The following is a 26,430-nucleotide window of genomic DNA, read 5'->3' on the forward strand; positions in this document are numbered from 1 at the left end:
TCCGGCTCCACATCCGTGCTGCGTCCGTTCGTGCTGCGTGGGCTCGCGCCGCGGCTCGCACTGTGTGTCGTTCGGCGGCTCGTGCCGCGTCCTGCGCCGCGCCCCGCGCCCGGTACCGCGCCGCCGCTCGGGCGGCGCCGGGTGCCGGGGCGCGGGCTGTGTCTCGTACTGGGTCAGGAATCACTGTTGTCCAAGGCCAGCTGGATCAGGTTGGCCACGTCCATCGCGTCGATCGCGTCGTCCGCGTCGTCGTCGGCGGCCGGTGCCGTGCCCGTTCCCGTGTCCGCGGCCGCCAGGCTCAGGAGGGCGTCCAGGAGGCCCGCCTCGCGGATGCGGGCGATCGGGACGGCCGCCAGGGCCCGGCGGGCCTCGGCGTCGGCCGGGTCGTCGGCCCCGCTCCCGTCGTCATCGGCGGCACCCGGGGCGCCGGCGTCGGGCAGGAGTTCGGCGAGGAGCTCCAGGGCAAGATCGCCGGGGGTCGGGTGGTCGAAGACGAGGGTGCTGGGCAGGCTCAGGCCGGTCGCGGCGTTCAGGCGGGTGCGCAGTTCCACGGCGGTCAGGGAGTCGAAGCCGAAGTCCTTGAACGCGCGGTCCTCCCGGACGGCCTCCGTGCCGGTGTGGCCGAGCACGGCGGCGACTTCCGTGCGCACCAGCTTCAGGACGGTCCGCTCGCGCTCGGCGGGCGTCGCGCCGACCAGCTGGTCGCGCAGGGCGGCCGCCGCGTCGGCGGCTCCGTCGGAGGCGGCCGCTCCCGGGGCGCCGGACGCGGTGTCGAGGGCGCGGCGGGCCTCCGGCAGGTCGTCGAGCAGCGGGCTGGGCCGCCGCACGGTGAAGGCCGGGGCGAACCGTTCCCAGTCGACGTCGGCGACGGTGACGAGCGGGTCGCGCCGGTCGAGCGCGTGCCGCAGGGCCGCGATCGCCGACTCGGGCCGCATGACGGGAAGCCCGCGCTTGCGCAGGTGCGCGGCGGCGGCGTCGTCGCCCGCCATGCCCGAACCGCCCCACGGGCCCCACGCCACCGACGTCACGGCCCGCCCCTGGGCCCGGCGGCGCTCGGCGAGGCCGTCGAGGAAGGCGTTGGCGGCGGCGTACGCGGCCTGGCCGCCGCTGCCCCACACTCCGGCGATGGACGAGAACAGCACGAAGGCGTCGAGCGGCGTGTCGCCGAGCAGGTCGTCCAGGTGCGCCGCGCCCGCGGTCTTCGCGGCGACGATCTCCGCGAAGTCCTCGGGGCCTGTCTCGTCGATCATCAGGTCCTGGCCGAGGCCCGCCGCGTGCACGACGGCGCTGAGCGGCGCGTCGGCGGGGATGTCGGCGAGGAGCCGGGCGAGGGCGTCGCGGTCGGCCACGTCGCAGGCGGCGACGGTGACCTTGGCGCCCAGGTCCTCCAGTTCGGCGCGGAGTTCGGCGGCTCCGGGCGCGTCCGGGCCGCGCCTGCTGGTGAGGACGAGGTGCTGGGCGCCGCCGCCCGCGCACCAGCGTGCGACGTGCGCGCCGAGGGCGCCGGTGCCGCCGGTGACGAGGACGGTGCCGCGCGGCCGCCAGGGGGCGGCCGGTGCGGTGCTCCGGGGTGCCCGCGCGAGGCGGCGCACGTGCACGCCCGCGGGGCGGACGGCGAGTTGGTCCTCGGTGAAGCCGGGGGCGGTGGTGCGGGTGAGGAGGGTGGTGAGGAGGTCGCGGGTGCGGGCGGGGACGGTGGCGTCCGCCGTCTCCTCGGCGCCCGTGGTGCCGGTGCGGCCCGTGGCCTCCGCGAGGTCGATGAGGCCGCCCCACACGTCCGGGTGCTCGAGGCCCACGACCCGGCCGAATCCCCACGCCTGCGCCTGCGTGACGCTGCGTACGGGATCGGCGTCGCCGACGGACACGGCGCCGGACGTCGCGATCCACAGCCTGCCGCCGACCTCGGTGTCGACGACGGCCTGCGTGAGCGCGAGGGTCGCGGCCATGCCCCACGTCAGGGCGGGGGCGTCGGGCCCCGGCTGGTCGTTCGCGCTGTCGTCGCCGGATGCCGCGTGACCGTACGGCCGCTCGTCCAGGGCGAGCAGCGACAGCACACCCACCACGGCGGAGCCACCGCCGTCGGAGGCCGCCGTACCCTCACCGGACTCCCGGAGAAGCCGCGCCATCGCCGTACGGTCGACGGCTTCGTCGCCCACGACGACGCGCCGGACGTGCGCACCCGCGGCGGCGAGCGCCTCTTCGGCGGCCGCGCTCCAGGGGTGCCCGACCGCACCGGCCGGTACGACCAGCGCCCAGGTCCCGCCGAACGCAGGACCGGCGCCCGCCGCCCGGTCGCCGGACAGCGGCTTCCAGGTGACCCGGTAGCGCAGGGCCTCCACCTCGTGCTGTTCCTGCTGCCGCCGTCGCCAGGTCGCGAGCGCGGGCAGGACGGACTTGAGCGAGGCCTCCTGGTCCAGCTCCAGCGTCTCCGCCAGACCTTCCAGGTCCTCGCGCCGCACGACCTCCCAGAACTCGGCGTCCACGCCACCGCTCCGGTCCTCGGCCGACGCACCCGCGTTCCTCGGCTCCGGCCAGTAGGTCCGGTGCTGGAAGGCGTACGTGGGCAGGTCGACGCGGGCGCGGGACGCGGCGGGGCCGTACAGGGGTGCCCAGTCGACGTCGATGCCGCGCACGTGGAGGTGGGCGAGGGCGGTGAGGAAGGTGTCGGGTTCGGGGCGGTCCTTGCGGACGGCCGCGACGAGTCCTGCCTGGGCGGCCGGGTCGGTGATCGTGTCGTGCGCCATCGCCGTGAGCACCGAGTCCGGGCCCAACTCAAGGTACGTCGAGACACCGAAGCCGGTGAGGGCCGTCAGGCCGTCGTGGAAACGGACGGCCTCACGGATGTGCCGGACCCAGTACTCCGGGTCCGCGAGCTGGGCGGACTCCGCCAGCTCCCCCGTGACGTTGGAGACGACGGGCAGCTTCGGGGTCTGGTATGTCAACCCCTCGGCGACCTTGCGGAAGTCGTCAAGGGCCGGGTCCATCAGCGGCGAGTGGAAGGCGTGCGAGACCGTGAGCCAGCGGACCTTGCGGCCCTCGCCACGCAGAGTCTCCTCCAGGCCCTCCAGGACCGTACGGTCACCGGAAAGCACCACCTGGGCGGGCCCGTTCACCGCCGCCACGCCCGCACGGTCCTCCAGACCGACAAGCAGCGGCAGCACCTCCGCCTCGGCGGCCTGCACCGCCAGCATGGCCCCACCCTCAGGAAGCGCCTGCATCAACCGGCCACGTGCGGCGACCAGTTGGGCGGCATCCTCCAGCGGCCACAGCCCTGCGATGTACGCGGCCGTCAGCTCGCCGATGGAGTGGCCGCCGACGATCTCGGGGCGCACCCCGAAGGACTCGGCGAGGCGGAACAGCGCGACCTCGACGGCGAACAGCGCGGGCTGCGCGTACCCCGTCCGCTCCAACAGCTCGGCGTCCGTGCCGAACATGACGTCCTTCAGCGGCCGCTCCAGATGCACGTCCAGGTGCGCACACACCTCATCCAGCGCATCCGCGAAGACGGGGAACGCTTCGTACAACTCACGGCCCATGCCGATGCGCTGGCTGCCCTGCCCCGTGAAGACGACGCCGAGGCGGCCGTCCGTGACGGAGCCCATCAGGGCACCGGGTCCGGCCGAGGCGACGGCGTTCAGCCCGGCCAGGAGTTCTTCCTGGCCGTGGCCGAGTACGACGGCCCGGTGCTCGTGCAGGGCGCGGCCCGAGAAGAGCGACCAGGCCACGTCGGCGGGCTCCGTCCCGGCACGGCCGGTGAGGTGCTCGGCGAGCCGCCCGGCCTGCGCGCGCAGGGCCTCCGCGCTGCGGGCCGACACCAGCCACGGCACGGCCGTCGCCGGAGCGACCTCGGCGGCGGGCGCGACAGGCTCCGCCGACGGCGCCTGCTCCACGATCACATGGGCGTTCGTCCCGCTGACGCCGAACGACGAGACCGCGGCCCGACGCGGCGCGCCACCGTCCCGCTCGGCCCACTCCCGGGACTCCGTCAACAGCTCGACCGAACCCGCCGACCAGTCCACATGCGTGCTCGGCTCGTCCACGTGCAGCGTCCGGGGCAGCACCCCGTGGCGCATGGCCATCACCATCTTGATGACGCCCGCGACACCGGCGGCGGCCTGCGTGTGCCCGATGTTGGACTTCACCGAGCCCAGCCACAGGGGCTGCTCGGCGGCGCGGTCCTGGCCGTACGTGGCAAGGAGTGCCTGCGCTTCGATGGGGTCGCCCAGCGTCGTACCCGTGCCGTGCGCCTCGACGGCGTCGACATCGGCGGGGGTGAGGCGGGCGTTGGCGAGGGCCGCGCGGATCACGCGCTGCTGCGAGGGGCCGTTCGGCGCCGTCAGACCGTTGCTCGCGCCGTCCTGATTGACGGCCGAGCCCCGCACCACGGCGAGGACCTGGTGACCGTTGCGGCGCGCGTCGGACAGGCGCTCCAGGAGCAGCAGGCCGACGCCCTCACCCCAGCCCGTGCCGTCCGCCGCCTCCGCGAACGCCTTGCAGCGGCCGTCGGCGGCGAGGCCGCGCTGACGGCTGAACTCGATGAACGCGCTGGGCGTGGACATCACCGTGACGCCACCGGCGAGCGCCATGTCGCACTCGCCCTGCCGCAGCGCCTGCGCGGCGAGGTGCAGCGCGACGAGGGCGGAGGAGCACGCGGTGTCGACGGTCATGGCGGGGCCCTCGAAGCCGAAGGCGTAGGAGAGGCGGCCGGAGACGACGCTGGCCGCGTTGCCCGTGCCGATGTACCCCTCGGCGCCTTCCGGCGCGTCCTTCAGGAGGTCGAGGTAGTCCTGGCCGTTGGTGCCCGCGAACACGCCGGTGCGGCTGCCGTGCAGGCTGGGCGGCGCGATCCCGGCGCGCTCGAACAGTTCCCACGCGGTCTCCAGGAGGAGCCGCTGCTGGGGGTCCATGGCGAGGGCCTCACGCGGCGAGATCCCGAAGAAGTCCGCGTCGAACCCGCCCGCGTCCGGCAGGAATCCGCCCTGCCGGGCGTAGGTGGAGCCGGGCGTCACCGGGTCGGGGTCGTACAGCGACCCGGTGTCCCAGCCACGGTCGGCGGGGAACTCGCCGAGGGCGTCGACGCCGTCGGCGACGAGCCGCCACAGGTCTTCCGGGTCGCGCACACCGCCGGGGAAGCGGCAGCTCATCGACACGATGGCGATGGGCTCGTCGTCGACAGGGCCGGTGGTCGCGACCGCGGCGGAAGCGGCGGCGTCGGCGTTGGCTCCGGTGAGGAGGAGGCCGGCGAGGTAGTCGGCGACGGACCGCGGCGAGGGGTGGTCGAAGACGAGGGTGGCCGGCAGGGTGAGGCCGGTCGCGGCGCCGAGGCGGTTGCGGAACTCCACCGAGGTGAGCGAGTCGAACCCGAGCCCCTTGAACACGCTGTCGCCGGGCACCGCCTCCGTACCGCCGTGTCCGAGCACGGTGGCGGCCTGGTTCCGCACCAGGTCGAGCAGGGTCCGCTCGGCGTCCTGGCGCGGCAGGGCCGCCAACTGGTCCTTGAGGGAGGCGACTTCACCGCCACCGGGACCTGCGGGCCGCTCCGTGCGGGCGGCCGCCGTCTCCGGCAGGTCGTCGAAGAGGGTGCTGTGCCGGGTGGCCGTGAAGCCGTCGGCGAACCGGTTCCAGACGATGTCGGCGACGACGAGGGCGGCGGTGCCGTGTCCTCGGGGTCCTCGGGCGTGGTCGTCCAGCGCCCGGCGCAGCACCTCGACGGCACGCGCCGGGTCCATGACGGGCAGCCCCGCCTGGCGCATCCGCTCGTCGGAGCCGTCGTCGGCGGCCATGCCGCTCCCGGCCCACGGGCCCCACGCGAGCGAGAGGGCGGGCAGTCCGGCGGCGCGGCGCTGTTCGGCGAGGGCGTCCAGGAAGGCGTTCGCCGCGGCGTAGTTGCCCTGGCCGGGCGCGCCCACAGTTCCGGTGAGGGAGGAGAAGAGGACGAAGGCCGACAGGTCGGCGTCGCGGGTCAGCTCGTCCAGGTTCCGGGCCGCGTCCACCTTGGCGCGGAACACGGAGGCCATCCGGTCCGCCGTGAGGCCGTCGAGGACACCGTCGTCCAGGACACCCGCCGTGTGGAACACACCCGTCAACGGCGCATCGCCCGGAATCTCCTCCAGAACCCGCGCCAACGCCTCCCGGTCCGCCGCGTCACACGCGGCGACCGTCACCCGTACGCCCAACCCCTCCAATTCCGTACGCAGTTCCGGCGCACCCGGAGCGTCGGGCCCACGACGGCTCGTCAGCACCACATGACCGGCACCCGCACGCACCGCCCACCGCGCCACATGACCACCCAGCGCACCCGTACCACCCGTGATCAACACGGTGCCGCCGCCGGGGGACCACTGCCCCGCCGACGCATCGCCGAGCGCCGCGTCAGCGGAGCCCGCGCGCGTCAGCCTGCGCACGAACACACCCGAGCCGCGCACCGCCACCTGGTCCTCGCCCGAGGAGGCCCCGAGGACCTGGGTGAGCCGCGACACGGCGCGCGTGTCGGCGTTCTCGGGCAGGTCGACCAGACCGCCCCAGCGCTCGGGGTGTTCGAGGGCGACGACCCGGCCCAGGCCCCACACGGCGGCGCCGTCGGCGTCGGCCACGGAGTCCGAGGCGCCGACGGAGACCGCGCCCCGCGTCGCCACCCACAGCGGCGCGGACACCTCGGCGTCGCCGAGGGCCTGCACGAGCGCGAGGGTCGGAAGGGCGTCGACCGGTGCGCACGCCAGGAGGGAGAGGACTCCCGTCACGGCCGTGCCGTTCCCGGCGTCGTCGCCGTGGTCCGCGAGGGCGTCGGTGACCTGCGCCCGCAGCGTGTCGCGGTCGGCGTCCTGCGGGTCCACCCGCAGGACACGCGCCCGGGCCCCGGCCTGCTCCAGGGCGCGCACGGAGGCGTCGAGCCACGGCTCGTCCGTCGCACCGGCGCGGGCGACGACCAGCCAGGTGCCCGTGAGCCCGGCCCGCGCCTGCTTGGCGAGGGGCTTCCACGTGACGCGGTACTGCCAGCGATCCAGTTCGGACTGCTCGTGCCGCTGCCGCCGCCAGGCCGTCAGGGCGGGCAGCACGGACCGCAGCGGCGCCTCCTCGTCCACGTCCAGGGCGCCCGTCAGGGCCGCGAGGTCCTCGTCCTCCACGGCCTTCCAGAAGCTCGCGTCCGCCGGGTCGAACCCGTCCCCGGCGGCGCTCGGGGCCTGCTCCAGGGGGTTGAGCCAGAGGTGCTGGTGCTGGAAGGCGTACGTGGGCAGGTCGACGCGGGCACGGGACGCGACGGGCTCGAAGAAGCGGGACCAGTCGACGGTGGTGCCGCGCACGTGCAGGTGCGCGAGGGCGGTGAGGAAGGTGTCGGGTTCGGGGCGGTCCTTGCGGAGGGTCGCGACGAGGCCCGCCTGGGCCGCCGGGTCGGTGACGGTGTCGTGCGCCATGGCCGTCAGGACGGCGTCGGGGCCGAGTTCGAGCAGAGTGGTCGCGCCGAAGCCGGTCAGGGCGGTCAGGCCGTCGTGGAAGCGGACGGCCTCACGGATGTGCCGGACCCAGTACTCCGGGTCCTTGAGCTGGTCCGCGCCCGCCAGTTCACCGGTGACGTTCGAGACCACGGGCAGCTTCGGCGTCTCGTACGACAGCCCCTGCGCGACCTTGCGGAAGTCGTCGAGCGCCGGGTCCATGAGGGGTGAGTGGAAGGCGTGGGAGACCTTGAGCCAGCGGACCTTGCGGCCCTCGCCACGCAGAGTCTCCTCCAGGCCCTCCAGGACCGTACGGTCACCGGAAAGCACCACCTGGGCGGGCCCGTTCACCGCCGCCACACCGGCGCGGTCCTCCAGGCCGACCAGGAGCGGAAGCACGTCGGCCTCGGCGGCCTGCACCGCCAGCATGGCCCCGCCCTCGGGCAGCGCCTGCATCAACCGGCCGCGCGCGGCAACCAGTTGGGCAGCATCCTCCAACGACCACAGCCCCGCGACGTACGCAGCCGTCAGCTCGCCGATGGAGTGCCCGCCGACGATCTCCGGCCGCACGCCGAAGGACTCCGCCAGCCGGAACAGCGCCACCTCGACAGCGAACAGGGCGGGCTGCGCGTACCCCGTCCGCTCCAACAGCTCGGCGTCCGTGCCGAACATGACGTCCTTGAGCGGCCGCTCCAGGTGCCCGTCCAGGTGCGCACACACCTCATCCAGGGCCGTGGCGAAGGCGGGGAACGTCTCGTACAGCTCACGCCCCATACCGACCCGCTGACTGCCCTGCCCGGTGAACACGACACCGAGGCGCCCCTCGACGACCGCGCCGGTCACGACCCCCGGACCACCGGAGGCGACCGTGCCAAGACCGGTCAGAAACTCGTCCCGCTCCCGCCCGAAGACAACCGCACGGTGCTCGTGCAGGGCGCGGCCCGAGAGCAGCGACCAGCCCACATCGGCGGGCTCGACGTCCGCATGCCCGGCGACGTGCTCCCGCAGCCGCTCGGCCTGCGCCCGCAACGCCTCCGGACTGCGGCCCGACACCACCCACGGCACCCCGGCCGTGAACGGCACCCCGGCGCCCGCCCCGGACGCCCCGGACGGCTCGGACGCCTCAGCAGGCTCCTCCGCCGACGCCTGCTCCACGATCACATGCGCGTTGGTCCCGCTCACGCCGAACGACGACACGCCCGCGCGACGCGGTGCGCCGCCGTCCCGCTCGGCCCACTCCCGGGCCTCCGTCAACAGTTCGACGGCGCCCGCCGACCAGTCGACGTGCGAGTTCGGGCTGTCCACGTGGAGGGTGCGGGGCAGGGTCTCGTGCCGCATGGCCATGACCATCTTGATGACGCCCGCGACACCGGCGGCGGCCTGGGTGTGGCCGAGGTTCGACTTGACCGAGCCGAGCCACAGGGGCGCGGTGCCGCCGGTGGTGGCTTCGGGGCGGTCCTGGCCGTAGGTGGCGAGGAGCGCCTGGGCCTCGATGGGGTCGCCGAGGGTGGTGCCCGTGCCGTGCGCCTCGACCGCGTCGACGTCGCCCGCCGTGAGGCCCGCGTTCGCCAGGGCCGCGCGGATGACGCGCTGCTGGGCGGGGCCGTTGGGGGCGGTGAGTCCGCTGCTCGCGCCGTCCTGGTTGACGGCGGTGCCGCGGACGACGGCGAGGACCTTGTGGCCGTTGCGGCGGGCGTCGGAAAGCCGCTCCAGGAGAAGCAGTCCGACGCCCTCGCCCCAGCCCGTGCCGTCGGCGGCCTCCGCGAAGGCCTTGCAGCGGCCGTCGGCGGCGAGGCCGCGCTGGCGGCTGAACTCGACGAAGGTGTCCGGGGTCGACATGACCGTCACACCGCCGGCGAGCGCCATGCTGCACTCGCCCTGGCGCAGGGCCTGGGCGGCGAGGTGCAGGGCGACCAGGGAGGAGGAGCAGGCGGTGTCGATGGTGACGGCGGGGCCTTCGAGGCCGAAGGTGTAGGAGACGCGCCCTGAGGCGATGCTGCCCGCGCTGCCGTTGCCGAGGTAGCCCTCGAACTCCTCGAGGCCCTCGGGGCTGCTGAGGATGCGGTTGCCGTAGTCGCCGTACATGACGCCGACGAAGACACCGGTCTTCGAGCCGCGCACGGACAGCGGGTCGACGCCGGCGCGCTCGAAGGCCTCCCAGGTGGATTCCAGGAGGAGGCGCTGCTGCGGGTCGATGGCGAGGGCCTCGCGCGGCGAGATGCCGAAGAAGGCGGGGTCGAACTCGGCGGCGTCGTGCAGGAATCCGCCCTCGCGGGCGTAGCTCTTGCCCGCGCGGGTCGGGTCGGGGTCGTGGAGGTCCGCGTCCCAGCCCCGGTCGTCGGGGAAGGGGGAGATCGCGTCCCCGCCCTCGGCGACGAGCTGCCAGAGGTCTTCCGGGCCGCTCACGCCGCCGGGGTAGCGGCAGCTCATCGCGACGATGGCGATGGGCTCCCGGCTCACCGACTCGGCGTCCTGTAGACGCTGCCGGGTCTGATGCAGATCCGCGGTAACTCGCTTGAGGTACTCGCGGAGTTTCTGCTCGTTCGCCATTTCGGTGCGACTCCTTCAACGCAGAGGGCCGACCCCATCACATCGGCGGGAGGGCAGGGGCAACAACCCCTACCCTCCCCCTATGGACCCCTTGAGGAATTTCTGGGAATTACTTTCAGGAGACGCCGAGTTCGTTGTCGATGAAGTCAAACATGTCATCGTCGTCGGCGTCCTCGAGCTGGTCCGCGATGTCAGGACCCGCGGTCCCGCCCGGCTCGGCGTCGTCGAGCCTGCCGAGCAGCGCCCGCAGCCTGCCACGCACGGCGGTCCGCTCGTCCCCGGCCAGGACGCCCCCGGCCAGCGCCGCTTCCAGACCGGCCAGCTCGGCGATCACTCCGCCCGGCCGTGCGCCCGCGACCGCGTCGGCCGGCTCCGTGCCGCTCGGCAGGCTCTCGTCCAGATAGGAGGCGAGTGCCGCGGGCGACGGGTAGTCGAAGATCAGCGTTGCGGGCAGGCGCAGTCCTGAAAGGGAGTTCAGCCGATTCCGGAGTTCCACCGCGGTGAGCGAGTCGACGCCCAATTCCAGGAATCCACGGGTAGCCCCTATTGCCTCGGGCCCGGAATGCCCGAGCACCGTCGCCACATTACCCCGCACGGCGTCGAGCAGGGCCCGTTCCCGCTCCTCGGGGGAAAGTCCCGCCAATTCCCGGACGAGGGCGGGCCCGGTGCCGTTCGGCTCGGCCGGGTTCCCGGAGCGCGCGAGCGCCCTGTCGACGCGGCGGGGCTGCGCGGGCACCAGGTCCGCGAACACGGGCTGGACGCCGTCGGGTCCGGCGGAGGCCCGCAGGGACGCGGTGTCCAGGCGCAGCGGTACGAGGACCGCGGGGACGGCGGGGTCACGCGGCGTGGCGGGGGCCGGTGAGGCGGAGGTCAGGGTCACGGCGGTGTCGAGGAGGGTGAGGCCCTCCTCCGTGGTCAGCGCGGCCACGCCGCCCCGTGCCATGCGTCCCAGGTCCGCCCCGGCCAGCTTGCCCGTCATGTCGCTCTCCTGCGCCCACAGGCCCCAGGCGAGGGAGACCGCCGGGAGGCCCTGGCTGCGGCGCAGGACCGCGAGGGCGTCCAGGACGCTGTTGGCGGCCGCGTAGTTCCCCTGGCCCGGGCTGCCGAGCACGCCCGCGGCGGAGGAGAACAGGACGAACGCCGACAGGTCCAGGCCGGCCGTCAGCTCGTGCAGGTTGAGGGCCGCGTCCACCTTCGGGCGCAGGACCGTGTCCAGGCGCTCCGGCGTCAGGGACGTGACGACGCCGTCGTCCAGTACGCCCGCGACGTGCACGACCGCCGAAAGACCGCCGCCCGCCTCCGCGAGGAGGGCGCCCAGTGCCGCCCGGTCGGCCACGTCGCACGCGGCCACGGTGACCCGCGCGCCCGTCTCCGCCAGTTCCGCGCACAGTTCGTCGGCGCCGGGGGCCGCGGCGCCCCTGCGGGAGACCAGGAGCAGATCCCGTACGCCGTGGTGCTCGGCCAGGTGCCGCGTCACGACACGCCCCAGGCCGCCGAAGGCTCCGGTGACGAGGACGGTGCCCGCGCCGAACGGGGAGGCCACCTCTGCGTCCGGCACAACTGCTTCCCCGGGCGCTGCGGCGACCCGGGCCAGTCGTGGCACCCACACCCCGCCGTCCCGCACCGCCACCTCGGGCTCACCCGAAGCGAGGACGGCGGCCAGCGTCGCGGCGGTCACCGGACCGGCGCCCGTGAGGACACCGCCGTCCGCACCCGCATGCGCGTCCGAGTCCGTGCCCGCGTCGATGGTCGCGTCCACGAGGACGAACCTCCCCGGATGTTCCACCTGAGCCGACCGCACGAGGCCCCAGATCGCCGCCCCCGCAGGGTCGACGTCCGCGTCGGTGCCCCCGGCGGGCACTGCTCCGCGCGTCACGACGACGAGCCGCGCGTCCTCGAACCGCTCGTCGGCGAGCCAGCCCCGCACCACGGCGAGGGCGTCGGCCAGCGTCGCGGAGACGGCCTTGGGCGCTGCGAGCCCGGCACCCCCGGTCGGCGTACCGCCCGCGTGCCACAGCACCGCCGCGGGAAGCTCCTCTCCCGCCCCGAGTGCCGTGCCCAGGGCGGCGAGATCCGCGAAGACCCGCGCGCCGGGCACCGCCGCCGTGTCCCCGAGGAACGCCGACGGCACTTCCGCGGCGGCCGTGGTCTCGGCCTGCCGCTTCCACTCGACGTGGAACAGCGAGTCCCCGACGGCGCGTCCGCCACGCAGTTGCTCGTCGGAGACCGGGCGCGACACCAGCGAGTCGACGGTGGCGACCACCTGTCCGGCCTGGTCGGCGAGCGTCAGCGTCACGGCGTCGGCTCCGGCGCCGCGCAGGCGTACGCGGACCGTGGCGGCGCCCGCCTGGTGCAGACGTACGCCGCTCCAGGCGAAGGGAAGACCGAGGCCCTGGCGTTCGTCGTCGCCGTCCTGCGCCGTGGGCAGCAGCAGGGTGGCGTGCAGCGCGGCGTCCAGGAGGGCCGGGTGCAGGGTGAAGGCCTCGGCGTCCGACTCCTCGGGCAGGGCGACCTCGGCGAACACCTCGTCGCCGCGCCGCCAGGCCGCGCGCAGCCCCTGGAACACCGGGCCGTAGCCGTAGCCCGTCTCGGCGAGGCGGTCGTAGAGCCCGGCCGCGTCGTCGATCGGCTGCGCGTCGCGCGGCGGCCACTCGGCCAGGCCCTCGGGCTCCTCCCCGTCGGCCTCTGCGGACAGGAATCCGGCCGCGTGCCGGGTCCACGGGCCCTCGGGGTCGGCCTCGTCGCGCGAGTGGACGCTCACCGGGGCACGCCCGTCCTCGTCCACCGCGCCGACACTGACCTGCACCTGAACGGCGCCGCGCTCCGCGAGGACCAGCGGAGCCGCCAGCGTCAGCTCCTCCAGCGTCCCGCAGCCCACCTCGTCACCGGCCCGCACGGCCAGCTCCACGAAGGCGGTCCCGGGCAGCAGCACCCGCCCGCCCACGGCGTGATCCGCCAGCCACGGATGCGTGGCCACCGAAAGGCGGCCCGCCAGCAGATGGCCACCGGAGTCCACCAGCGGAACCGCGGCCCCCAGCAACGGGTGTTCGGCCGACACCAGTCCCGTGGCCGACACGTCGCCCGCGCCGCGCACGGCCGCACGCGGCCAGTAGCGCCGCCCCTGGAAGGCGTACGTGGGCAGGTCGACGCGGCGCCGCGACTCGACCGGGGCGTACAGGGGCGCCCAGTCGACCTCGACTCCGCGCACGTGCAGGTGGGCCAGCGCCGTCAGGAACGTGTCCGGCTCGGGGCGGTCCTTGCGGACGGCCGCGATCAGGCCCGCTTGTGCGTCCGGGTCGGTGATCGTGTCGTGCGCCATCGCCGTCAGGACCGAGTCCGGGCCAAGCTCCAGGAGTGTGGAGACTCCCTGCGCGGTGAGCGCGCCGAGCCCGTCGTGGAAGCGGACCGCCTCGCGGACGTGCCGCACCCAGTACTCCGGGTCCGCGAGGAGCGCGGGCTCCGCCAGCTCCCCGGTCACGTTCGAGAGCACCGGCAGGGAGAGTTCCCGGTATGTCAGGCCCTCGGCGACCTTGCGGAAGTCGTCCAGGATCGGGTCCATGAGGGGCGAGTGGAAGGCGTGGGAGACCTTCAGCCAGCGGACCTTGCGGCCCTCGCCCCGCAGTTTCTCCTCCAAGCCCTCCAGGACCGTGCGGTCACCGGAAAGGACCACCTGCGACGGCCCGTTCACCGCCGCGACGCCCACCCTCTCCGACAAGCCCTCAAGGAGCGGCAGCACGTCGGCCTCGGAGGCCTGCACGGCCAGCATCGCGCCGCCCTCGGGCAGCGACTGCATCAACCGACCGCGCGCGGCGACCAGTTGGGCGGCATCCTCCAACGACCACAGTCCAGCCACGTACGCGGCGGCCAGCTCACCGATGGAGTGCCCGCCCACGACCTCCGGCCGCACCCCGAAGGACTCGGCCAGCCGGAACAGCGCCACCTCCACAGCGAACAGCGCGGGCTGCGCGTACCCCGTCTGCGCCAGGGCCTCCGCGTCCGTGCCGAACATGACGTCCTTCAATGGGCGGTCCAACAACCCGTCCAGGTGCGCGCACACCTCGTCCAGCGCATCCGCGAAGACAGGGAACGCCTCGTACACCTCACGCCCCATGCCGACCCGTTGGCTTCCCTGCCCGGTGAACACGACACCGAGGCGCCCCTCGACGACCGCGCCGGTCACGACCCCCGGACCACCCGAGGCCACCGCGCCGAGGCCGGCCAGGAACTCCTCCCGCTCCCGCCCGAACACGACCGCACGGTGCTCGTGCACCGCACGCCCCGAGAGCAGCGACCAGCCCACGCCGACAGCCTCAAGGCCCTCGCGCCCGGACACGTGGTCCCGCAGCCGCTCGGCCTGGGTGCGCAGGGCGTCCGCGCTGCGGCCCGACACCAGCCAGGGCAGGGCGTGCGTCGGCGCCGCCGCCGGAGCAGCCGCGTCGGCGCGCTCGACCGCGTGGGCCTGCTCCACGATCACGTGGGCGTTCGTCCCGCTCACGCCGAACGACGACACACCCGCGCGACGCGGCGCGCCGCCGTCCCGCTCGGCCCACTCCCGGGACTCCGTCAACAGCTCGACGGCGCCCGCCGACCAGTCCACATGGGAGCTCGGCGCGTCCACGTGCAGGGTCTGCGGAAGCACGCCCTCCTGCATCGCCAAGACCATCTTGATGACGCCCGCGACACCGGCGGCTGCCTGGGTGTGCCCGATGTTGGACTTGATGGAACCGAGCCACAGGGGCCGGTCGGCCGACCGCTCCTTGCCGTACGTGGCGAGCAGGGCCTGCGCCTCGATCGGGTCGCCCAGCGTCGTGCCCGTGCCGTGCGCCTCGACGGCGTCGACGTCACCGGCCGAGAGACCGGCGTTCTCCAACGCGGCCCGGATGACGCGCTGTTGGGAGGGCCCGTTCGGAGCCGTCAGGCCGTTGCTCGCCCCGTCCTGGTTCACGGCCGAGCCACGCACGACGGCCAGCACCTCGTGCCCGTTGCGGCGCGCGTCGGACAGCCGCTCCAGGAGGAGCAGGCCCACACCCTCGCCCCAGCCCGTGCCGTCCGCCGCCTCCGCGAACGCCTTGCAGCGGCCGTCCGTGGCGAGACCGCGCTGACGGCTGAACTCCACGAAGGTGTCCGGCGTCGACATGACCGTCACGCCGCCCGCCAGCGCCATGTCGCACTCGCCCTGCCGCAGCGCCTGCGCGGCCAGGTGCAGCGCGACCAGGGAGGACGAGCAGGCCGTGTCGACGGTGACCGCGGGGCCCTCCAGGCCGAACGCGTACGACAGGCGGCCCGAGACGACGCTGGCCGCGTTGCCTGTGCCGAGGTAGCCCTCGCCGCGGTCGGGGGCCGTGCGCAGGACGTCTTCGTAGTCCTGGCCGTTGGTGCCGGAGAAGACGCCGGTGCGGCTGCCGCGCAGGGTCGCCGGGTCGATGCCCGCACGCTCGAAGGCCTCCCACGCGGTCTCCAGGAGAAGCCGCTGCTGCGGGTCCATGGCGAGGGCCTCGCGCGGGGAGATCCCGAAGAAGTCCGCGTCGAAGTCGGCCATGTCGTGGAGGAATCCGCCCTCGCGGACGTAGCTCGTCCCGGCGTGGTCGGGGTCCGGGTGGTACAGCGTGTCGACGTTCCAGCCGCGGTCGTCCGGCATGTCGCCGATGGCGTCCCTGCCGTCGCTGAGGAGCCGCCACAGGTCTTCGGGTGACCGTACGCCGCCGGGGAAGCGGCAGCTCATCGCGACGATCGCGATGGGGTCGCCGTCCACCGCGCCCGCCCGGGCCGTGCTGGGCGCCGGGGTGCCGTCACCGTGCGGCGCGAGGTCGCCGAGGAGTTCGTCGCGCAGGTGCGCGGCGAGGGCCTCGGGGGTGGGGTGGTCGAAGATCAGTGTCGCCGGGAGGTGGAGTCCGCCGGCCGCGCCGACGAGGTTGCGCAGTTCGACGGCGGTCAGCGAGTCGAAGCCGAGGTCCTTGAAGGGGCGGGTGGCGTCGACGGTCTTGGTCGCGGGGTAGCCGAGGACGGTCGCCACGCGGTCGCGTACGAGGTCCAGGAGCTCCCGGTCCCGTTCCGCGGCCGGGAGCGCGGCGAGGCGTTCCGCGAGGGTGGCGGAGGGGGTGGTCGCGGTGGCGCCCGGGGCACCTGCCGTCGAGGGCTCGGGCGGGCTGTCGGGCCGCGTGAGCTGGTCGAACAGGTGGTTGGGGCGCGCCAGGGCGTAGGTGGGCGCGCAGACGTCCCAGTCGACGTCGGCGAGCGTGACCGCCGCGGGGCTCGTCCCCGTGTGCGTGTCGGCTCGTGCCGCGAGGGCGGCGGCCATCGCGGCGACGGCCAGGTCCGGGTCCATCGCGGGCATGCCGCTGTCCCGTACGCGCTGCTCCACGACGCCGCCGTCGACGGCCATGCCGCCGCCTGCCCACGGGCCCCACGCGAGGGACAGCGCGGGCAGGCCGTGCGACCTGCGGTGGTGGGCGAAGGCGTCCAGGAAGGCGTTCGCCGCGGCGTAGTTGCCCTGGCCGCCGATGCCCATGGAGCCCGCGACGGACGAGAACAGCACGAACGCCGTCAGCCGGTCGTCGTCGCACGTCAACTCGTGCAGGTTCAGGGCTGCTTGGGCCTTGGGGCGGAACACGGTGGCGAACCGGTCAGCGGTGAGGCTGTCGAGGACACCGTCGTCCAGGACACCCGCCGTGTGGAACACACCCGTCAACGGCATGTCCTCCGGGATATCGCTCAGGACCCGCGCCAGCGCCTCCCGGTCCGCCGCGTCACACGCGGCGACCGTCACCCGTACGCCCAACTCCTGCAATTCCGCACGCAGTTCCGGCGCACCCGGCGCTTCAAGACCACGACGGCTCGTCAGCACCACATGCCCGGCACCCGCACGCACCGCCCACCGCGCCACATGACCGCCCAGCGCACCCGTACCACCGGTCACGAGCACCGTGCCGCCGTCGGCCGACCACTCCCCCGTCGGCGCCTCGCCGAGCGCGGCAGCGCCCGAGGGCACCCGCACCAGCCTGCGCGCGAAGACGCCGGAGCCGCGCACCGCCACCTGGTCCTCACCGGAGGCCGATGCGGCGGCGAGGGCGTCGGCGAGCCGCAGCCGGGACCGCTCGTCGGCGTGTTCGGGCAGGTCGACGAGGCCGCCCCAGAGCTGGGGCTGTTCCAGGGCGGCGACTCGGCCCATGCCCCACACGGGGGCCTGTGCGGGAGAGGTCGGACGGTCCGAGCGGCCGGTGCTCACGGCGCCGCTGGTGGCGGCCCACAGGGGTGCGGCCACGTCGATGTCGCCGAGGGCCTGGAGGAGCGCGAGCACGCCTTCGAGGCCGACGGTGACGGTCGGGTGCGCCGAGCCCGCGGATCCGTCGAGGGCCAGCAGGGACAGCACGCCCTGGGGGCGGCCGGTGCCCGACTTGGCTTGCTCGTCGAGGAGTTCACGGAGCTTGGCGGCGAGGACGTCGCGGCGGGTCTCGTCGGCGCGGACCGCGATCCGGGTCACCTGCGCGCCCCGGGACTCAAGGCCCGCGGTGGCGGCGTCGATCCATGGGTACGCGTCGTCGTCCGCCGGGGCGACCACCCACCACGTACCGTCGAAGGCCGCCGGGGCGAGGCCGGTCAGCGGCTTCCACGACTCCTGGTAGAGCCACCGGCCGACCGTGGACGCCTCGCGGCGCTGCCGCCGCCAGGACGAGAGCACCAAAAGCGCCTCGCCCAGCGCGGCCACACCGTCGGCCGCGCCGTCCGCGCCCAGCTCGGCGCTCAGCGACTCCAGGTCGCCGCGCTCCACGGCCTCCCAGAAGCGTGCCTCCACCTCGTCGACGCCCAGGTCGCCGCCACGGGCGCCGGCCGCGGCGGACGCGGACAGGTCGAGCCAGTAGTGGTCGCGCTGGAAGGCGTACGTGGGCAGGTCGACGCGGCGGCGGGTCTCCACCGGGGCGTACAGCGGTGTCCAGTCGACGTCGGCGCCGCGCGCGTGCAGTTGGGCGAGGGCGGCGAGGAAGGTGGCCGGTTCGGGGCGGTCCTTGCGCACTGCCGCGACGAGCCCCGCCTGTGCGGCCGGGTCGGTGACGGTGTCGTGCGCCATGGCCGTGAGCACCGAGTCCGGGCCCAGCTCGAGGACGGTCGTCACGCCCTGCGCGGTGAGCGCGCCGAGCCCGTCGTGGAAGCGGACGGCCTCGCGGACGTGCCGCACCCAGTACTCCGGGTCCGCGAGGAGCGCGGGCTCCGCCGCTTCACCGGTCACGTTCGAGATGACCGGCAGCTTCAGGTCCTGGTACGTCAACCCCTGCGCGACTGTGCGGAAGTCGTCCAGGATCGGGTCCATGAGGGGCGAGTGGAAGGCGTGGGAGACCTTCAGCCGGCGGACCTTGCGGCCCTCACCGCGCAGCTTCTCCTCCAGGCCCTCCAGGACCGTGCGGTCACCGGAAAGGACCACCTGCGACGGCCCGTTCACCGCCGCGACGCCCACCCTCTCCGACAAGCCCTCAAGGAGCGGCAGCACGTCGGCCTCGGAGGCCTGCACGGCCAGCATCGCGCCGCCCTCCGGGAGCGACTGCATCAACCGGCCACGCGCCGCCACCAGTTGCGCCGCATCTTCGAGGGTCCAGAGCCCCGCGATGTACGCGGCCGTCAACTCGCCGATGGAGTGCCCGCCCACGACCTCCGGCCGCACCCCGAAGGACTCGGCCAGCCGGAACAGCGCCACCTCCACAGCGAACAGCGCGGGCTGCGCGTACCCCGTCTGCGCCAGGGCCTCCGCGTCCGTGCCGAACATGACGTCCTTCAGCGGACGCTCGAGCAGCCCGTCCAGGTGCGCGCACACCTCGTCCAGGGCGTCGGCGAACACCGGGAACGCCTCGTACAACTCCCTGCCCATGCCGATGCGTTGGCTGCCCTGTCCGGTGAACACGACCCCGAGACGGCCCTCGACGACCGCGCCGGTCACGACCCCGGGACCACCGGAGGCGACCGCGCCGAGGCCGGCCAGGAACTCCTCCCGCTCCCGCCCGAAGACAACCGCACGGTGCTCGTGCAGGGCGCGGCCCGAGAGCAGGGACCAGCCCACGCCGACGGCGTCGAGGTCCTCGCGCCCCGCCACGTGCTCGCGCAGGGTCTCCGCCTGTGCCCGCAGCGCCTCCGCGCCGCGCGCCGACACCACCCACGGCACCACGGCCACGGCGGGCGGCGTGCCACCGACGGGCTCGGCCGCCCGGGCGGGCTCGGCCTCCTGGGCCTGCTCCACGATCACGTGGGCGTTCGTCCCGCTCACGCCGAACGACGACACGCCCGCGCGACGCGGCGCGCCGCCTTCACGGCCCGGCCACTCCCGGGCCTCCGTCAACAGCTCGACCGCGCCCGCCTCCCAGTCCACGTGGGAGCTGGGCTCGTCCACGTGCAGGGTCGGAGGCAGGACGCCTTCCCGCATCGCCATGACCATCTTGATGACGCCCGCGACACCGGCGGCTGCCTGGGTGTGCCCGATGTTGGACTTGACGGAGCCGAGCCACAGCGGCTCGCGCCCGTCCGGGCCCTCCGGCCGCGTCTGCCCGTACGTGGCCAGCAGCGCCTGGGCCTCGATCGGGTCACCGAGCGTCGTGCCCGTGCCGTGGGCCTCCACGGCGTCGACGTCACCGGCCGAGAGACCGGCGCTCTCCAACGCGGCCCGGATGACGCGCTGTTGGGAAGGCCCGTTCGGAGCGGTCAGGCCGTTGCTGGCACCGTCCTGGTTCACGGCCGAGCCACGCACGACGGCCAGCACTTCGTGCCCGTTGCGGCGGGCGTCCGAAAGGCGCTCCAGGAGGAGCAGGCCCACGCCCTCGCCCCAGCCCGTGCCGTCCGCCGCCTCCGCGAACGCCTTGCAGCGGCCGTCCGTGGCGAGACCGCGCTGGCGGCTGAACTGCACGAAGGTGTCGGGGGACGACATGACGGTGACGCCGCCCGCCAGCGCCATGTCGCACTCGCCCTGCCGCAGCGCCTGCGCCGCGAGATGCAGGGCGACGAGGGACGCCGAGCAGGCCGTGTCGACCGTCACCGCCGGGCCTTCGAGGCCGAAGGCGTAGGAGAGGCGGCCGGACATGACGCTGACCGCGTTGCCGGTGAGGACGTGGCTCTCGATGTCCTGGGGGACGGCGGCCATGCGGGGGAGGTAGTCGTCGCCGTTGGAGCCGACGAAGACGCCCGCACGGGTGCCGCGCAGGGTCGTCGGGTCGATGCCCGCGCGCTCGAACAACTCCCAGGAGGTTTCCAGGAGATGACGCTGCTGCGGGTCCATGGCGAGGGCCTCGCGCGGCGAGATGCCGAAGAAGTCCGCGTCGAACTCGCCCGCTTCGGAAAGGAATCCGCCCTCGCGGACGTACGTCTTGCCCGCGCGGTCCGGGTCCGGGTCGTAGAGGTCGGCGAGGTCCCAGCCGCGGTCACCCGGGAACTCGCCCATGGCGTCGCGGCCCTCGGCGACCAGGCGCCACAGGTCCTCGGGGCCGCGCACACCGCCGGGGAAGCGGCAGCTCATCGCCACGATGGCGATGGGGTCGCTGTCCGTGGAGGTGGAGGTGGTGTCGGCGGAGGTGGTGCGGGACTCCGTGGCGGTCCCGGCGGTCTCGGGCCCGAAGGTCTCCTCGGCCACGTAGGCGGCGAGTACGAGGGAGTTGGGGTAGTCGAAGACGAGGGAGGCGGGCAGGCGCAGGCCCGTGGCCGCCTGGACGCGGTTGCGCAGTTCCACGGCGGTGAGGGAGTCGAAGCCCAGCTCGCGGAAGGCGCGGCCCGGGTCGATGGCCTCGGGTGCGGAGTGCCCGAGCACAGCGGCTGCCTGGGCGCGGACGAAGGTGACGAGGGCCGCGTCGCGCTCCGCCGCGGGAAGGGGGGCGAGCCGGCGTATCCAGTCGGGTCCTGTGACGGTGTGGCCGCTGGTGTCGGGGGCGTCGTCCGCCGGGGCGGCGGTCCGCTCCCGTACCTCGGGGATCGCGGCGAAGAGGGGGTTGGGGCGGGCCGCGACGAAGCCGGGCAGGAAGGTGTCCCAGTCGACGGCGGCGATGACGACACTGGCGTCGCCGCGTCCGACGGCGTCCCGCAGGGCGGCGACGGCACGCTCGGGCGGCATCGGCGGCATGCCGTCGCGCCGGGTCCGCTCGGCGCGCACGGCGGTGTCGGCGAGCCCGGCACCGTCCCATGTGCCCCACGCGACGGAGGTCGCGGGCAGGCCGTCGGCGCGGCGCTGTTCGGCGAGGGCGTCCAAGTAGGCGTTGGCGGCGGCGTAGTTCGCCTGGCCCGCGTTGCCGAGGGCGCCGGACGCCGACGAGTACAGGACGAACGCGTCCAGGTCCAGGTCCCGGGTGAGGTCGTGCAGGTGGGCGGCCGCCGGGGACTTGGGGCGCAGCACGCCGTCGAGGCGTCCGGGGGTGAGGCCGTCGACGGTCCCGTCGTCCAGGACTCCGGCCGTGTGCACGACGGCCGTGAGGGGCGCGTCGGCGGGAATCGCGGCCAGGACCCGCGCGAGCGCGTCCCGGTCGGCCGCGTCGCAGGCCGCCACGGTCACGCGTACGCCCGACTCCTCCAGCTCGGCGCGGAGTTCGGCCGCGCCGGGCGCGTCGAGGCCTCGCCTGCTCGTGAGGATCAGGTGGTCGGCGCCCGCACCGGCGAGCCAGCGGGCGACGTGCCCGCCGAGCGCGCCCGTGCCGCCCGTGACCAGGACGGTGCCGCGGGGCGCCCACGGGGTGTCGCGGGTCAGGTCGGCGCCCGCCGCCTCGCCGCGGAGGAGGCGGCGCACGAAGACGCCCGAGCCGCGCACCGCGAGCTGGTCCTCCACGGCGGTGCCGGGGGCTTCCGCGCGGGGCCCGTCGGCGGCCGCGGTGAGGATCGCGGCGAGGCGGGCACCGGCCCGGGTGTCACAGGAGCGGGGTACGTCGACGAGTCCGCCCCAGCGGTCGGGGTGTTCGAGCGCGGCGGTCCTGCCGAGTCCCCACAGGTGGGCCTGCGCGGGGTGGTCGAGGCGGTCGCTGCGGCCCGTGGAGACGGCGCCCTCGGTGAGGGCCCACAGGCGGGCCTCGGTGCCGGTGTCACCGAGGGCCTGGAGGAGCGCCAGGGTGGCGGCGAGCCCGGCGGGCACGGCGTCGTGCCCGGCGAGGGGGGACTCGTCGAGGCCGAGGAGGGAGAGGACTCCGGTGAGGGGGGTGGTGGGGGTGGGGCTGTCGAGGGGTGCGCCGGGGTACGGCCCGGTGGCGTCCGCATCCGCGTCGGCGCTCGGCTCGGCGCTGGCGGAGGTCGGCTCGGTGCTGTCGGCGCTCGGCTCAGCGCTGACGCGGGCCGCCTCGACTCCGTCGGCGCTCAGCTCCACTCCGTCGGAGGTCACCCCAGCACAGTCGGCGCTCAGCTCGGCGCTGACGCCGGTCGCCTCGACACCGTCGGCGCTCAGCTCCACTCCGTCGGAGGTCACCCCAGCACAGTCGGCGCTCAGCTCGGCGCTGACGCCGGTCGCCTCGACACCGTCGGCGCTCAGCTCCACTCCGCCGGAGGTCACCCCAGCACAGTCGGCGCCCACCTCAGCGGCTTCGGCGCCCTCGCGCCGCGTACCCCCGCCGGACGCGGAACCACCGCGCCCCGCAGCGGCGACCCCGGCGGCCGCACCGCCCCCGGCCGCCCCCCGCAGCCGCTCGGCGAGCAGCTCCCGCGTCGCCTCGCCCGCCGCGACGCGCAGCTCGACCGGCTCCGCCCCGGAGCGTGCCAGGGCCTCGACGACCCCGGTCGCCCACGGGTGGTCCGCCGCGCTCTCGGGCAGGACGACCAGCCAGCGCCCGGAGAGGCGTGGCGAGGGCAGCCGGCCGGCGGGCAGGGGCTGCCAGGCGATCCGGTAGCGCCAGCTGTCGATGACGGCACGCTCGCGGCGCCCGCGGCGCCACGCGGACAGGCCGGGCAGGACCTCGCTGAGCGCGCCCTCGGCGACGTCCCCGAGCGTGGACGTGAGCTGGTCGACGTCCTCGCGCTCGACGGCCTCCCAGAACCGGGCCTCGGCCTCGTCCGGGGCGGCTGGCGCCGTGGCGCCGGGCGCGCGCTCCTCGGTCAGCCAGTAGTGGCGGCGCTGGAAGGGGTACGTGGGCAGGTCGACGACGGTGTGCTCGCCGGGCAGCAGGGCGTGCCAGTCCAGCTCGGCGCCGAGGGCGTGGGCCTCGGCGACGGACGCGAACAGGCGGTCCGCGCCGCCCTCGTCGCGGCGCAGCGACCCGAGGGTGGCGGCCGGGGTGTCGGCGGCGTCGATGACGGCCTGGACCGGGACGGTGAGGACCGGGTGCGGGCTCATCTCCAGGAACAGGGTGTGGCCCTCGGCGAGGAGTCCGCGCGTGGCGTGCTCGAAGAGGACGGTGTGGCGCAGGTTGCGGTACCAGTAGTCCGCGTCCATGAGGGTGTCGTCGGTCAGCCAGTCACCGGTGAGCGTGGAGTACAGCGGTACGTCGGGCGAGCGGGGCGCGACGGGCGCGAGGACCCGTGCGAGGTGCTCCTCGATGGCTTCGACGTGGGCGGAGTGGGAGGCGTAGTCGACGGGGATGGTGCGGGCGCGGATGTCGCGGGCCAGGCAGCTCGCGACCAGTTCCTCCAGGGCCCCCGTGGTGCCGGAGACCACCACGTGCGAGGGGCCGTTGACGGCGGCCACGGACAGGTCGTCGCCCCACGGGGCGAGCATGGCGCGGACCTGCTGTTCGGGCAGGGGCACGGAGACCATGCCGCCGAGGCCGGAGAGTTCGAGGATGGCCTGGCTGCGCAGCGCGACCACCCAGGCCGCGTCCTCCAGGGACAGCGCGCCCGCGACGCACGCGGCGGCGATCTCGCCCTGGCTGTGCCCGACGACGGCGGCGGGCTCGACACCCGCGGCCCGCCACACGGCCGCGAGGGACACCATCACGGCGAACAGGACCGGCTGGACCACGTCCACCCGGTCGAAGTGGTCCCCGCTCAGCTCCTCGAACAGGTCCCAGTCCACGAACGGGCCGAGCGCGTCGGCGCACTCCCCCATGCGGTCGGCGAACACCGGGCTGAGGTCGAGGAGTTCACGCGCCATACCGGCCCACTGCGAGCCCTGCCCCGGGAACACGAACACCGGCCGGACCGTGCCGCCCTGCGCCCGGCCCGCGACCACGTTCCGGGCGGTCGTGTCGCCCTGCGCCAGCGCGTCGAGCCCGGCCAGCACCTCCTCCCGGTCGCCGCCGAGGACGACACCCCGGTGCTCGAACCGCGACCGTGCCACCGCCAACGACCAGACGACGTCGTCCAGTTCGAGACCGGGCCGCGCCAGTAGATGCGTGCGCAGCCGGGCGGCCTGCGCCCGCAGGGCGGGCTCGGTCTTCGCCGAGAGGGAGACGGGGACGAGGCCAGGGACGACGCCGGGGGCCGCAGGCGCGACATCGGTGTCGCCGTCGCTGTCGCTGTCGGCCGCGAACACGTCATCGGGTACGAGAGCGGGCGCGGCGTCCACGACGGACTCACCCTGCGGCGCGCCCGCGGACTCCCCCGCCGACAGCTCCTCCCCCACAGGAACCTCGACCGGAGCCCCCGCCGGCTCGCCCGCCGAAGCCTCCGCCGACTCCTCCACCGGCGCCTGCTCCACAATGAGGTGCGCGTTCGTCCCGCTCATCCCGAACGACGACACGCCCGCGCGACGGGGCGCCCCGTCGGCCCGCTCGGGCCAGGCCCGTGCCTCGGTCAGGAGTTCCACGGCCCCCGCGGACCAGTCGACGTGCGTGCTCGGCTCGTCGACGTTCAGGGTCTTCGGGAGCAGGCCGCGGTCGATCGCCTGGACCATCTTGATGACACCGGCGACGCCCGCGGCGGCCTGGGTGTGGCCCACGTTGGACTTCAGCGAGCCCAGCCACAGCGGTTCCCGGCCCTCGGGGCCCTCGGGGCGGTCCTTGCCGTAGGTGGCGATGAGGGCCTGCGCCTCGATGGGGTCGCCGAGGGTCGTGCCGGTGCCGTGCGCCTCGACCGCGTCGACGTCGGCGGGGGTCAGGCCCGCGTCGGCGAGGGCGGCGCGGATGACGCGCTGCTGAGCGGGACCATTGGGGGCGGTGAGGCCGTTGCTCGCGCCGTCCTGGTTCACGGCCGAGCCCCGTACGACCGCGAGGACCTTGTGGCCGTTGCGGCGCGCGTCGGACAGGCGCTCCAGGACGAGCATGCCGACGCCCTCGCCCCACGCCGTGCCGTCCGCGGACTGCGCGAACGGCTTGCAGCGGCCGTCGGGAGCGAGGCCGCGCTGACGGCTGAAGGCGAGGAAGGAGCCAGGTGAGGCCATGACGACGACGCCGCCCGCGAGGGCGAGGGCGCACTCGCCCTGCCGCAGCGCCTGCACGGCCAGGTGCAGGGCGACGAGGGACGACGAGCAGGCCGTGTCGACCGTCATGGTCGGGCCCTGCAGGCCGAGGGTGTAGGCGATGCGGCCGGAGGCGACGCTCGCGGCGGTGCCCGTGACGAGGTAGCCCTCCAGGCCGTCGCCCGCGTCGCTGAGGCGGGGGCCGTACTCCTGGGTCTCGGCGCCGACGAAGACGCCGGTGCCGGAGTCGCGCAGGGCGGCGGGGTCGATGCCCGCGCGCTCCAGCGCCTCCCAGGACGTCTCCAGGAGGAGGCGCTGCTGCGGGTCGGTCGCGAGGGCCTCGCGGGGCGAGAGGCCGAAGAAGTCCGCGTCGAACTCGCCCGCGTCGTGCAGGAAGCCGCCCTCGCGGACGTAGCTGGTGCCGGGCCGGTCGGGGTCCGTGTCGTACAGGGCGTCGAGGTCCCAGCCACGGTCGGCCGGGAAGCCGGAGATGGCGTCGGTGCCGTCGGCGACCAGCTGCCACAGCTCGTCGGGGGTCTCCACGCCGCCCGGCAGCCGGCAGCTCATGGCGACGATGGCGATGGGCTCGTCGTCGGCGCGGCGGGCGGCGGCGGGCACGTAGCCCGCGTCGGCGCTGTCGAAGAGCTCGGCGCGCAGATGGCGGGCGAGGGAGTCGGCGCTCGGGTAGTCGAAGACGGCGGTGACGGGCAGCTTGAGGCCGGTGGCCCGCTGGAGTCGGCGGTGCAGCTCCACGGCGGTCAGGGAGTCGAGGCCGAGGTCGAGGAAGGGGCGGGAGAGGTCGCCGGGCGTGCGGGTGCCGTCCGCACCGCCGAGGACCGCGGCGACCTGCTCGGCGACCACGGCACGCAGCCGCCGTTCCTGTTCGGCGCGCGGACGGCCGTCGAGGGTGGCGCGCAGTTCTTCCGGCTGGTCCTCCAGCGGACCTTCCGACTGGGAAGGGGTTTCCGGGTGAGGCCGGGCCTCCGGGTGAGAATGGGCTGCGAATTCCTCGAAGTCGCTCATTGTTCCACTCCGTAGCACCGGCCATGATGGCTTTCAACAAATCCCTGACTGCACTCCGGGAAATCCTCTGAATCGACGGCGCGACGGGCCCGCGGAATCCGCGGACCGGGAATCCTCGACGATTCCCGGATACGCTGTGGATTCCTGCGGCCGCAC

The 26,430-nt window shown here is 74.8% G+C and carries 2 protein-coding genes; both read right to left on the bottom strand.

Going from position 1 to position 26,430, the window contains the following annotated elements; all coding sequences use genetic code 11:
• Positions 1-173: 173 nt before the first annotated feature.
• The gene (locus tag AB6L24_RS04975; RefSeq protein ID WP_405652503.1) at positions 174-9,980 is read right to left on the bottom strand and encodes a type I polyketide synthase; all 9,807 of its coding nucleotides are present in this window, start codon (positions 9,978-9,980) and stop codon (positions 174-176) included.
• 115 nt (positions 9,981-10,095) lie between these two features.
• The gene (locus AB6L24_RS04980) at positions 10,096-26,274 is read right to left on the bottom strand and encodes a type I polyketide synthase (RefSeq protein ID WP_405652505.1); all 16,179 of its coding nucleotides are present in this window, start codon (positions 26,272-26,274) and stop codon (positions 10,096-10,098) included.
• Between the last annotated feature and the right edge of the window lie 156 nt (positions 26,275-26,430).

It is taken from the genome of Streptomyces sp. RK9, assembly GCF_045070545.1.
GTDB lineage: Bacteria > Actinomycetota > Actinomycetes > Streptomycetales > Streptomycetaceae > Streptomyces > Streptomyces alboflavus.

Coding starts and splice junctions, on each gene's coding strand:
- AB6L24_RS04975 (WP_405652503.1), bottom strand. CDS start 9,980: ATGGCGAACGAGCAGAAACTCCGCGAGTACCTCAAGCGAGTTACCGCG.
- AB6L24_RS04980 (WP_405652505.1), bottom strand. CDS start 26,274: ATGAGCGACTTCGAGGAATTCGCAGCCCATTCTCACCCGGAGGCCCGG.